At 69.5% G+C, this 10,683-nt stretch carries 14 protein-coding genes; 7 read left to right on the forward strand and 7 right to left on the reverse strand.

Translation table 11 applies throughout. The features are described from left to right. Positions 1–106 precede the first annotated feature (106 nt). The 3 genes from HUU94_RS01835 to HUU94_RS01845 form a co-directional block, all read right to left on the reverse strand. Positions 107–658: an FKBP-type peptidyl-prolyl cis-trans isomerase gene (locus tag HUU94_RS01835; protein WP_174273422.1), complete on the reverse strand. Its 552-nt coding sequence runs from the start codon at positions 656–658 to the stop codon at positions 107–109. Between the two features lie 6 nt (positions 659–664). Next, positions 665–871: a 30S ribosomal protein S21 gene (gene rpsU / locus HUU94_RS01840; RefSeq protein WP_174273423.1), complete on the reverse strand. Its 207-nt coding sequence runs from the start codon at positions 869–871 to the stop codon at positions 665–667. Between the two features lie 121 nt (positions 872–992). Further along, positions 993–1,790 (reverse strand): DODA-type extradiol aromatic ring-opening family dioxygenase, encoded by a 798-nt coding sequence (locus tag HUU94_RS01845; protein ID WP_174273424.1) that lies wholly within the window; start codon positions 1,788–1,790, stop codon positions 993–995. Positions 1,791–1,854: 64 nt separating this feature from the next. Between HUU94_RS01845 and HUU94_RS01850 the strand changes: the two genes are divergently transcribed. The 4 genes from HUU94_RS01850 to HUU94_RS01865 all read left to right on the forward strand — a co-directional run bounded on the left by HUU94_RS01850 (position 1,855) and on the right by HUU94_RS01865 (position 4,871). Continuing rightward, a complete protein-coding gene (locus HUU94_RS01850) occupies positions 1,855–2,400 on the forward strand; it encodes a (2Fe-2S)-binding protein (RefSeq protein WP_174273425.1) in 546 nt (181 codons plus the stop codon). Between the two features lie 151 nt (positions 2,401–2,551). Beyond that, positions 2,552–3,331, forward strand: a complete 780-nt coding sequence (locus HUU94_RS01855; protein WP_174273426.1) for an RcnB family protein — start codon at positions 2,552–2,554, stop codon at positions 3,329–3,331. 108 nt (positions 3,332–3,439) lie between these two features. Further along, on the forward strand, positions 3,440–3,883 hold the full coding sequence (locus HUU94_RS01860; RefSeq protein WP_174273427.1) for an RcnB family protein: 444 nt from the start codon (positions 3,440–3,442) through the stop codon (positions 3,881–3,883). A 265-nt stretch (positions 3,884–4,148) separates the two neighbouring features. Continuing rightward, a complete protein-coding gene (locus tag HUU94_RS01865) occupies positions 4,149–4,871 on the forward strand; it encodes a carbonic anhydrase (protein WP_254601865.1) in 723 nt (240 codons plus the stop codon). Between the two features lie 60 nt (positions 4,872–4,931). On the opposite strand, the gene HUU94_RS01870 is transcribed toward HUU94_RS01865, so the two are convergent. Further along, the gene (locus tag HUU94_RS01870; RefSeq protein ID WP_254601866.1) at positions 4,932–5,606 is read right to left on the reverse strand and encodes a hypothetical protein; all 675 of its coding nucleotides are present in this window, start codon (positions 5,604–5,606) and stop codon (positions 4,932–4,934) included. Between the two features lie 107 nt (positions 5,607–5,713). Between HUU94_RS01870 and HUU94_RS01875 the strand changes: the two genes are divergently transcribed. Further along, complete coding sequence (locus tag HUU94_RS01875) at positions 5,714–6,214, forward strand: hypothetical protein (protein WP_174273429.1); 501 nt, start codon at positions 5,714–5,716, stop codon at positions 6,212–6,214. 6 nt (positions 6,215–6,220) lie between these two features. Here the strand turns inward: HUU94_RS01875 and hemB are convergent, their stop codons facing one another. Then, positions 6,221–7,216 (reverse strand): porphobilinogen synthase, encoded by a 996-nt coding sequence (gene hemB, locus HUU94_RS01880; protein ID WP_174273430.1) that lies wholly within the window; start codon positions 7,214–7,216, stop codon positions 6,221–6,223. A 162-nt stretch (positions 7,217–7,378) separates the two neighbouring features. Here hemB and HUU94_RS01885 point away from each other — a divergent pair, with 162 nt between their 5' ends. Both HUU94_RS01885 and HUU94_RS01890 read left to right on the forward strand, forming a co-directional pair. After that, entirely contained in the window at positions 7,379–7,582 is a 204-nt protein-coding gene (locus HUU94_RS01885) for a hypothetical protein (RefSeq protein WP_174273431.1), read from the forward strand. A gap of 48 nt (positions 7,583–7,630) precedes the next feature. Then, positions 7,631–8,416, forward strand: a complete 786-nt coding sequence (locus HUU94_RS01890) for an SDR family NAD(P)-dependent oxidoreductase (RefSeq protein ID WP_438827095.1) — start codon at positions 7,631–7,633, stop codon at positions 8,414–8,416. Here HUU94_RS01890 and HUU94_RS01895 read toward each other — a convergent pair. Continuing rightward, entirely contained in the window at positions 8,394–9,713 is a 1,320-nt protein-coding gene (locus tag HUU94_RS01895; RefSeq protein WP_174273432.1) for a bifunctional folylpolyglutamate synthase/dihydrofolate synthase, read from the reverse strand. The genes HUU94_RS01890 and HUU94_RS01895 overlap by 23 nt on opposite strands. Before the next feature lie 41 nt (positions 9,714–9,754). Continuing rightward, positions 9,755–10,606: an acetyl-CoA carboxylase, carboxyltransferase subunit beta gene (gene accD / locus HUU94_RS01900; RefSeq protein ID WP_174273433.1), complete on the reverse strand. Its 852-nt coding sequence runs from the start codon at positions 10,604–10,606 to the stop codon at positions 9,755–9,757. Positions 10,607–10,683 lie beyond the last annotated feature (77 nt).

Genomic DNA, 10,683 nt, shown 5'->3' on the forward strand with positions numbered 1-10,683 from the left:
CCGACGCTGAAGAAGAAGCGGGACCCCGGCTCAAGGCCGGGGTGACGTTTCGGCTTGAACAGGACAGCCTCGGAGGCGATCCTCCCCTCGCAGGGGAGGATCCAGATCACAGGCCCGGCGGCATCCCCTGGCCCATGCCCTGCGGCATCGCCATGAAATCGTGCAGCGTGATATCGAACACCAGCACTGAATTGGCGGGGATCGGGCCGACTTCGCGATCGCCGTAGGCGAGCTGCGGCGGGATCCAGACGCGATATTTGGCGTTGCGCGGCATCAGCGTCAGCGCCTCGGCGAAGCCGGGCACGACCTGGCCCACCGGCATCGCCACGGGCTGCCCCGGCTTGCTGGCGTCGAAGACCGTGCCGTTCAGCAATCTGCCGGCGTAATCGACCTGCGCGACATCGGCGGTGGTCGGCGTCGCGCCCTCGCCCTTCTTGAGCACTTCATATTCGAGCCCGGAGGCGGTGGTCTTGACGCCCGCGCGCTTGCCGTTGGCCGCGAGGAACCGCTCCGGCGGCATCGCGGTGAGCACCGCCTTCTGCGTCGAAGCATAGGCGCCGCCGATCCCGGCGGCGATCAGCACCGCGATGCCGATCCACAAAGCGGTGATGCCGCTCTTCCCCACCGGGCGGAGCGGGACGGCGGTGACTTCGGTCATCGAAGCCTAGCGCGCCTGATCGCGCTCGACGCGCTTGCGCTCCAGCTTGCGGGCGCGGCGGATCGCGGCGGCGCGTTCGCGCGCGCGCTTCTCCGAAGGCTTCTCGTAATGACGGCGCAGCTTCATCTCGCGATAGACGCCCTCGCGCTGCAACTTCTTCTTGAGCGCGCGCAGCGCCTGATCGATATTGTTATCGCGAACGATGATCTGCATAAAAACTCATGTCTCCGGCAAGACCGATGCGTCCATCGGCCGGCAATAGCGATCTGCGCCACGGACGAGGCCCGCGTCGGGAAGCGGCGCCCCTATCAGCGGCCGCGTGATTCGACAAGCCTCAGCCGAAGCGAAACGCCGAAACGGTCCAGCCGATGACATGATCCCGGAACAAATGGTGCGCGGGATCGTCGGCGCCGGCTCCAAGCGCCACCATCAGCGGCAGCAGATGCTCCTCGCGCGGATGAGCATAGCGCGCCTCGGGCAGTTCCTCCCACGCCGCGATGCGCGCGCGCCTTTCCTCCGGGTCCGGATCGGTCGCCGCATCGACCAGCGCCCGATCGAAATCGTCGGAGCGCACAGCGGCGCTGCCGTCGCGGGCGCGCATATTGTGAAAGCTCATCCCCGATCCGACGATCAGCACATCGTCGTCGCGCAGCGGCGCGAGCGCCTGCCCGACGGCGATATGCGCGGCAGGATCGAGATCGTGCCGCAGCGAAAGCTGGACGATCGGCAACTCGGCGGCGGGATCGACGACCTTCAGCGGCACGAAGACGCCATGATCCCAGCCGCGCCGCGTTTCGATGCCGGTGGGGAAACCCGCGGCCGAAAGCAGGCGCGCCACCTCCCCGGCCAGCTCCGGCGCGCCGGGGGCGTCGTGGCGCAGGCGGTAGGTCGGCTCCGGGAAGCCATGATAGTCGAACAGCAGATCGGGCCGCGCGCCGGCGTGCACCGTGAAGCCGCTCTCCTCCCAATGCCCCGAGACGATCAGGATCGCGCGCGGTTGCCGGGGCAGCGAGGGCAGGATCGCCGCGAGATGATCGCGCATTTCGCGCCACATCGGCGGGCAGCCGCCGTCGGGCTCCAGAAAAAAGCAGGGGCCGCCGCCGTGGGGAAGGAAAAGGCTGGGTTGACGCATAGCGACGAGATGGGAGGGCGCGCGGCGGTTTCCAATAGCGCCCGCGCTGCGCTATCGGCGCCCCGTGACCCGCTTCACCGTCAACGGCAATGCCGTCCACTACAAGATGGACCCCGCGACCCCCCTGCTGTGGGCGCTGCGCGACGCATCGAATCTCACCGGCACCAAATATGGCTGCGGGCTCGGCCAGTGCGGCGCCTGCACGGTGCATGTCGACGGCGTTGCCCACCGTTCATGTCAGGTGACGATCGGCGCGATCGAAGGAAGCTTCGTGACGACGATCGAGGGGCTCTCCCCGGATCGCGGCCACCCGGTCCAGCAGGCATGGGTGGCCGAGCAGGTTCCCCAGTGCGGCTATTGCCAATCGGGGATGATCATGGCCGCCGCCGCCCTGCTCGCGCACACGCCGCACCCGACCGACGGCGAGGTGGATCGGGCGATCACCAACCTCTGCCGCTGCGGCACCTATCCGCGCATCCGCCGCGCCATCCAGCGCGCCGCCGAGGTGATCGCCGGCGGCGATCCGATCACCGCCGCCCCGCCGCCCGAGATCAAGCCCGCCGACGCCGCCGCCGCGGTGCCCGCGCTGACGCCCTCGACCAAGCGCTAAAGTACTGTGAGGTCAGGTGACCTCGCCCCCCTCCAGGCTGCCCAAAGCTGTCGATTAGCTGACGAACAGCTTCAGGCAGCGCTCACCGCGACTCGGCCAGAAACGTCGTCATGCCGGGGCACAGAGCCGCCGGCCGAGGAGCGTGAAGGCCATGAAGACGTTTCGCACCGCATTGCTCGCCGCGGCGTTCACCGCCGCCATCCCGGCGCTCGCTTCGGCGCTGCCCGACGACCAGGACGCCGCACGCGGCGATCTGCGCCATCGCGACAATGGTGGCGAGCGCGGGGACCGTGGCGGTGGACGCCCGGATCGCGCGCAGGCGGCGCCCCAGCAAGCCGTACCCCAGCAGCAGGCAGAGCCGGCGCGTCAGGCGCAGGTCCGCGCGCAGGAAGTGCAGCAGCAGGCGGTGCCCGATCGCCGCAACTTCGAAGGCCGGGGCGGCCGGGATCAGCGCAACCTCGGCACGAACGATACTTTCCGTACCCAGCAGGCGCGGGGCGTGGACAATCGCGGCTTCGCAAATCGGGGCTTCGACAATCGCGGGCGCGACGATCGTCGCGGGCCGGACGGCAACAATGGCTTCCGCGCCGAGCAGGCGCGCGGCTATGCCGGCAACGGCAATCGCGGCGGCGACTGGCGCCGGGACCAGCGCTACGACTGGCGCGGCTATCGCAACCAGAACCGCGAGATCTTCCGCGCCTCGCGCTATATCGCGCCGCGCAACTGGGGCTACGGCTACCGCCGCTTCGATATCGGCTTCCGGCTGCCGCCGTTCCTGTTCGCGCAGAATTACTGGATCACCGATCCCTGGGCCTATCGCCTGCCGCCGGCCGACGGCCCGTATCGCTGGGTCCGCTATTATGACGACGTGCTGCTGATCGACCTTCGCAGTGGCCAGATCGTCGACGAGATCCCCGGCTTCTTCTGGTGACCGCCCGTTGAGCCGGGGACCCGGCGGCCGCCCCCAGCTGGCCGCCGGGAAATTCGACACAGAGAGCTTCGAGCGCCGGTTTTTTCCGGCCGATACAAGGAGAAGATGATGCGTAAGCTTATGATCGCCGGCCTGATCGCCGCCACGCTGGCGCCCGCGATGGCCTCGGCCCAGAATCAGGATTATCGCGACAACCGCCGCGACGTCCGCCAGGAACAGCGCCAATATGATCGCCAGGAACAGCGCCAGTACGATCGCGGCGCGCGTCCGGGCGTAGGGCGCGAGGATTGGCGCGACTATCGCGGCCGCCATCCCGAAATCTATCGCGGCGCGCGTTATGTCGGGCCGCGCGGCTATGCCTATCGCCCGGTCTCGGTCGGCTACCAGTTCCAGCCGAGCTATTATGATCGCCGCTACTGGATCGATGCCTCCCGCTATCGCCTGCCGATCGTCGGCGGAAACGAGCGCTGGGTGCGGTACGACCGCGACGTGGTGCGCATCGATCTGCGCTCGGGCCGCGTCCTCCAGGTCTACGGCGGCTTTTTCTACTGAGTTTACAAGGTGTACGTAGCGTAGCGTACGGGCGGCCCGGGTGGGAAACCATCCGGGCCGTTTCTTGTCGGTCGGCAAAGCTGAGCCGGCCGCGCCTTAAAGGCTGTCCCGTTCAAGCTTAAACGTCACCCCGGCCTTGAGCCGGGGTCCCGCTTCTTCTTCAGCCTCGGCATCAACAGACCTGCGGGATATGGTCTGGCGGATGCTATCCGACCGGCTATTGTCGAAGCCGGCGAAGTTGCCCGTCAGCAAGGGATTGCCAGGGATGGAAGCGGTATCTCGCCGGACGATGCTGGCCGGTACGGGTGTCATGGCGACAGCCTTGTTCTCGAACGGGGGCGCGCCCGCCTACGCCGCCGATCCGCCGGAAAAGCCGCTCGCACGCGCCGCGACGACTCCGGATGCCGCACTGGCGCTGCTGGAGAGCGGCAATGCGGCATTCCTGCGCGGTGCGTCGACCGACAAGGACATCAGCCCCAAGCGCCGGCTCGAACTCGCCGCCGGCCAGGCGCCGTTCTGCGCCTATGTGTCCTGTTCGGACAGCCGCGTGCCCCCCGAACTGCTGTTCGGCCGCGGCCTTGGCGAACTGTTCATCATCCGCAACGCGGGCAACACCGTCGACACCGTGGCGATGGGCTCGATCGAATATGCCGTGGCCGAACTGGGCGTGCCGCTGGTCGTCGTGATGGGACATGAATCCTGCGGCGCGGTGAAGGCGGCGATGGCGGTGGTCGAAAAGAACGCCCGCTTCCCCGGCGCGATCGGCAACATGATCGAACCCATCATCCCGGCGGTTCTCCAGAGCCGCGGTCGACCCGGCGATCCCGTGACCAACGCCGTGAAGGAAAATGTGCGGCGCGTCGTCGGCGTCCTGCGCAGGGAATCGGATCCGATCATGCTTGCCCCGCAGGCGGCGGGGAAGCTCAGGGTCGTCGGCGCCTATTACGATCTGTCCACCGGTCACGTCGACTTCTTCGATCGCGGTTGAAGCAAGCCGATCCGCATCGTCGGTCGAGATCGTCCTGGAAATTACGATTTCGATCCGACGTCAGCGAATCCTGCCGAACGGCAGCAGCTTGCGCGCCAGCGCCGCCGCCGCCTTGCCGTCGCCGGCGCGCAGCGGAAGCAGCATCGCCTCGGCGTCGCGCTTGACGATGCGATCGAGCGGGGTCGGCGCGGGGGCCGCCGCCGCCTGCTGCGCCAGCGCCAGCGCGACATCGACATCGGCCGGATCGAGCCGGATGCGCATCATCGCCGCCAGCCCCTTGAAGAAAGCGCGATCGCCGCCCAGCGCGACCGCCTTGTTGACCGCGTCGAGCCCGACATCCTTCCTCGCGTCCAGCACGGTCTTGGCCAGGAAGCCCGCGGCGATCGTATCGAGATGCCAGCCGCCGATCGCGAGCTGGAATTCGGGATCGCGCGGATTGGCGGCGACCAAAGCCTCGAACATCTTGCGCGACTCGCGGGCGTCGCCCGGCTTCTTGGTCAGCGCCGCGCGATAGCCGATCGCCATCGCATGCTGGAGCAGGCCCTCGCGGCTGTTACGCTGCGCCGCCAACAGGGCTTCGGACTGGGCGGCCGCCTGATTGACCAGCGCCAGCGCCTGCTGCCTGTCGGTCGATTGGAAGGCGGCGGCGGTGAGCAGATCGCGCGGCGTCGCCGCCTGCCCCGGCGCGACGATCGCGGCGGCGGCGATTACGCACACCAAAGGCTCGAAGCGCATCATAGTCTCCTCATGCCAGAACCAAAGCCCCGGCGGCCCGAAACGATCCCCCGCCGTGCATCGGCGAACAGGTGCGCCGGCGCGCGCGCTGGGCTATCAGCCGGCGCATGATCGCACCACGCCCCATCATCCTTGCCGCGCTTTTGCTGGTCGGCGGATGCGTCGGACGCACGATCGACGCCCCGAGCCTGCAACCGCGCGCGATCGAAAAGGAACCGGTGCCCGTCCCCGACGAGGCCCGAGAGCCGATCTCCGCGCTCGATCCTGCGCTCGCGGCAAGGATCGGGGCGCTGCTCGATCAGGCGCAGGCGGCGCACGCCGGATTTCAGCGGATCGAGGCGCACACGGCGGCGATCGTCTCCCGCGCCGCCAACGCGCCCGCTGGCAGCGAGCCATGGACGGCCGCGCAGCAGGAGGTGAGCGCGCTCGATACCGCGCGCGGCCTGCTGCATGCGGTCGAGGCCGACGTCGATCTGCTGCGCGCCGATCCGGCCAATGCCGCCGCCGCCAATCGCGCGGCGATCGACGCCGCCGGAGCGAAGATCGCGGCGCTCACCTCGGACGAGAATACCGCCGTCGCGGCGCTTTCGGCCAGGTTGCGCCCGTAAAGCCGATCACGCGCCCAGCAGCCGGGCGGCGTGGAGCGCATGATAGGTGAGCACGCCCGCGCAGCCCGCGCGGCGGAAGGCCGTCAGCGTCTCCAGCACCATCGCGTCGCGATCGGCGGCGCCCGCCGCGACCGCCGCCTCGATCATCGCATATTCGCCCGATACCGCATAAGCGAACACCGGCACTTGGAAGCGCTCCTTCACGCGGCGGACGATATCGAGATAGGGCAGGCCCGGCTTGACCATCACCGTATCGGCGCCCTCGGCGAGATCGAGCGCCACTTCGCGCAAGGCCTCCTCGGCATTGGCGGGATCCATCTGATAGCCGCGCTTGTCGCCCTTGAGCAGCCCGCGCGATCCCACCGCGTCGCGGAACGGCCCGTAAAAGGCCGAGGCATATTTGGCGGCATAGGCCATGATCTGGACGTCGTGGAACCCCTCGACCTCCAGCGCCTGCCGGATCGCGCCGACGCGGCCGTCCATCATGTCCGACGGCGCGATGATGCCGGCGCCGGCGCGCGCCTGCACCAGCGCCTGATCGACGAGCACCGCCATCGTCTCGTCGTTGAGGACGCGGCCGGCATCGTCGACGATACCGTCGTGCCCGTGCGCGGTATAGGGATCGAGCGCGACATCGGTGAGCACGCCGATCTCCGGCACGGCATCGCGGATCGCGCGGATCGCGCGGCACATCAGATTGTCGGGATTGAGCGCCTCCTCGCCCCGCGCGCTGCGCAGCGCCCTCGGCGTGTTGGGGAAGAGCGCGACGCAGGGGATGCCCGCCGCCGCCGCTTCCCGCGCGCGCGCCACGACGCGATCGACCGACCAGCGCGAGACGCCGGGCAGCGACGGGATCGGTTCCTCGACCCCGGTTCCATCGGTGACGAACAGCGGCCAGATCAGGTTGGCCGGGCCGAGCGTCGTCTCCGCGACCATCGCCCGGCTCCAAGGGGAAGAACGCGTGCGTCGGAGACGGAGGGCGGGATAGGGCGCGTGGTTCATGACTGAGACTCTAGCGGCTTCGGCGACCCCGGTGAACCATATCGCGCCGATGCGCCGATCCGATCGATCTGGGACTTGATTGCAGCGCAGCATTAACGCATCCTCAACCCTGTTCCGGCTAGGCCGGAGCCCCAGCAACCAGCGATCCGGGGGGATCAAAAGATGCTCGAATTCGCAACGCTGACCTATGGCATGCTGGCGAGCTTCGTCGTCGCCAGCGCATCACGCAACCGCCGCGAGGCGCGCACCGACCCGCTGATCCTCACCGTGTTCGCATGGGTCCTGCTGTCCTTCTCGGGTGCGACGGGCGCGATGCTGCTCGGCTATGCCGCGCTCCGGGCCGCCGGTGCCGCCGGTGCCGCCTGAAACTCGCCCTTTCGCGAGTTTCCAAACAAACCCGGGGCGCGTGACGCCGTGCGCCTGCTGCTCTTCGGTCCGGGCTATGTCGGGCGGCGGATCGCCGCCGCGTTCGAGGCGGAGGGTGCTGCGGTCTTCGCGATCGGCCGCGACGGCGATGCCACCGCGCTGATCGGCGCGGCGACGCACATCGTCTCGACCGTCGCGCCGGAAGCGGGGGCGGACCAGATCCTGCGCCGCCACGGTGCCGCGCTGGCCGCGTCTCCGGCGTGGAAGGGCTATCTTTCCTCGACCGGCGTCTATGGCGATTGCGCGGGCGCGTGGGTGGACGAAGGCGCGCCGCTCAGGGGCCGCCGGGCGGAGCGCAACGCGGCGGATCGCGCGTGGCAGGCGATCGGCGCATGCGTCTTCCGCCTGCCCGGCATCTACGGCCCGGGCCGCTCGATCCTCGATCGGATCGCGAGCGGCGCCGCGCATCGCATCGACCTGCCCGGACAGGTGTTCAGCCGCGTCCATGTCGACGACATCGTCGATGCCGTGGCGCTGGCGGCGCGGACGATGGAGGCGGGCGTCTTCAACCTCGGCGACGATCTGCCGGCGCCGCAGAATGCGCTAGTCGAGCTCGGCTGCGCGCTGCTCGGCGCGCCGCTGCCGCCGTTGCAAAGCCTCGCCGACGCCCGGCTCTCGCCGGCGGCGCGCGCTTTCTACGAGGAGAATCGCCGGGTCGCGAACGGCAAGGCCAAGCGCCTGCTCGGCTGGCGCCCGCGCCATCCGGACTATCGTTGCGGCCTGCGCGCGCTGCGCGGCGCGACGGGTGCGGTCAGCCCGGCGGCGTCCCGTTGAGCGCGAGGGCTTCGCCGGCGAGATACAGCGAGCCGCCGATCAGGATCGTGACCGGGCCATCGGCTTCGGCGGCGATCGCGCGGAGGGCCGCCTCAGGGTTGCCCGCAGCGCCCACGGCGAGGCCGAGCGCGGCGGCGGCGGCGGCGATCGCATCGGGCGCATGCGCGGCGTGGCCGGAAACCGCGATCGGGTGGATCACGGCCTTGCTCCCCGCGAAGGGCTCGAGGAAACCCGGCAGATCCTTGTTGGCGAGCATGCCGAGCAGGATGTGGAAGCGCCGCCCGGGCGCGAGGCGATGGCGGAAGAAGTGCGCGATCGCGCGCGCGGCGGCGGGGTTGTGCCCGCCATCCAGCCAGAGCTCGGTATCGTCGGGCAACAGCGCGACGAGGCTGCCGCCGGTGAGGCGCTGGAGACGCGCGGGCCATTCCGCCCAGCCCATCGCCGCGCGCAGCGCCGGGGGCGGGATGGCGAGCGTCCGCTGATGCCGCAGCATCGCCACCGCGAGCGCTGCATTGACGGCCTGATGCGCGCCGGGCAGGCGCGGCAGCGGCAGATCGAGCGCGCCGGCCGCATCTTGGTAATGCAGCTTGCCGCCGCTCGCGCTCGCATTCCAGCCGCCGTCGCGCGCGATCCAGGGCGCGCCCGCCGCGCGCGCCGCCTGGCCGATGCGGTTGGCGATGCGCGCGGGATAATGGAGCGTGACGAGCGGCACGCCCGGCTTGGCGATCCCGGCCTTTTCGGCGGCGATCTGCTCGATCCGATCGCCGAGGAAGGCCTGATGATCGATCCCGAGCTGCGCGATCCCGCACACGAGCGGCGCGGCGACGACGTTGGTGGCGTCGAGCCGGCCGCCGAGCCCGACCTCGACGACGCAGGCGTCGGCCGGCGTTCGGCTGAAGGCAAGGAAGGCCACGGCGGTGGTGACCTCGAAGAAGCTTGCGCCGATGTCCGCGCCGATATCGAGCACCTCGCCGAGCAGTTCGGCGAGCGGCGCATCGTCGATCAGCGTGCCCGCGAGGCGGATGCGTTCGTTGAAGCGGACGAGATGCGGGCTGGTATAGACGTGCGTCTGGAGGCCCGCCGCCTCGATCGCGGCGCGCAGGAAGGCGCAGGTCGATCCCTTGCCGTTGGTGCCGGCGACATGGAGCACCGGCGGCAGCGCGCGCTCCGGATTGCCCAGCCGATCGAGCAAGGCGGTGATCCGTTCCAGCCCCAGGATGTCCGCGCCGGGCGACAGCGCCCATAAGCGATCGAGCTGGCGCTGCACCGCGGGATCGGCGGAGGTGGCCTGGTCCACCTATCTGCCCCCCCGCCCGGAAGCGGGAGGGGAGGAAGGGGTCACGCCGCCACGGACGGGCATAGATAGCCGATCAGCGTCGCCAGCTCGGCGCGGAGCTCGTGGCGATGGACGACGCGATCGAGCATCCCGTGTGCGAGCAGATATTCGGCGCGCTGGAAGCCCGGCGGCAATTTCTCGCGGATCGTGCTTTCGATCACGCGCTGCCCCGCGAAGCCGATCAGCGCGCCAGGCTCGGCAAGCTGGACGTCGCCCAGCATCGCATAGGAAGCGGTGACGCCGCCGGTGGTGGGATCGGTCATCACGACGATATAGGGCAGCCCCGCCTCGCGCAGCCGCTGGATCGCCACCGTGGTGCGCGGCATCTGCATTAGGCTGAGGATGCCCTCCTGCATCCGCGCGCCGCCGGCGGCGGTGAAGATGATATAGGGCGCGCGATCGGCGATCGCGGCCTCGACCCCCGAAACGAACGCCGCGCCCACCGCCAGCCCCATCGATCCACCCATGAAGGCGAAATCCTGGACGCCGACGATCGCCTTCAGCCCCTCGATCCGCCCGCTGGCGTTGATCAGCGCGTCGGTCTCGCCGGTGGCGGTGCGCGCCGCCTTGAGCCGTTCGACGTAGCGCTTCGAATCGCGGAACTTGAGCGGATCCTCGCGCACCGCCGGGCTCGGCAGCGGCACGTAGAGTCCACCGTCGAACAAGGCATCGAAGCGCGCGTCGGGGCCGATGCGGCCGTGATGATCGCACTTCGGGCAGACCGACTGATTCTCCTCATATTCCTTGATGAATACCATCGTCCCGCAGCTCGGGCATTTGTGCCAGAGATTGTCGGGGGTCTCGCGCTTCTGGATGAAGGGGATCGAGTTGCGGACCTTGTCGAGCCAGCTCATGCCGCGACCTCCTCCCGGCTCCGCAGCGCCGCCGCGAGCCCCGCGACGATCGCGCCCGCCGCCGCCGCCGGGTCTTC

This window comes from Sphingomonas bacterium (genome assembly GCF_903644055.1).
GTDB lineage: Bacteria > Pseudomonadota > Alphaproteobacteria > Sphingomonadales > Sphingomonadaceae > Sphingomonas_I.

Coding starts and splice junctions, on each gene's coding strand:
- HUU94_RS01845 (WP_174273424.1), bottom strand. CDS start 1,790: ATGCGTCAACCCAGCCTTTTCCTTCCCCACGGCGGCGGCCCCTGCTTT.
- HUU94_RS01860 (WP_174273427.1), top strand. CDS start 3,440: ATGCGTAAGCTTATGATCGCCGGCCTGATCGCCGCCACGCTGGCGCCC.
- rpsU (WP_174273423.1), bottom strand. CDS start 871: ATGCAGATCATCGTTCGCGATAACAATATCGATCAGGCGCTGCGCGCG.
- HUU94_RS01855 (WP_174273426.1), top strand. CDS start 2,552: ATGAAGACGTTTCGCACCGCATTGCTCGCCGCGGCGTTCACCGCCGCC.
- HUU94_RS01865 (WP_254601865.1), top strand. CDS start 4,149: ATGGAAGCGGTATCTCGCCGGACGATGCTGGCCGGTACGGGTGTCATG.
- HUU94_RS01870 (WP_254601866.1), bottom strand. CDS start 5,606: ATGCGCTTCGAGCCTTTGGTGTGCGTAATCGCCGCCGCCGCGATCGTC.
- HUU94_RS01885 (WP_174273431.1), top strand. CDS start 7,379: ATGCTCGAATTCGCAACGCTGACCTATGGCATGCTGGCGAGCTTCGTC.
- HUU94_RS01835 (WP_174273422.1), bottom strand. CDS start 658: ATGACCGAAGTCACCGCCGTCCCGCTCCGCCCGGTGGGGAAGAGCGGC.
- hemB (WP_174273430.1), bottom strand. CDS start 7,216: ATGAACCACGCGCCCTATCCCGCCCTCCGTCTCCGACGCACGCGTTCT.
- accD (WP_174273433.1), bottom strand. CDS start 10,606: ATGAGCTGGCTCGACAAGGTCCGCAACTCGATCCCCTTCATCCAGAAG.
- HUU94_RS01875 (WP_174273429.1), top strand. CDS start 5,714: ATGATCGCACCACGCCCCATCATCCTTGCCGCGCTTTTGCTGGTCGGC.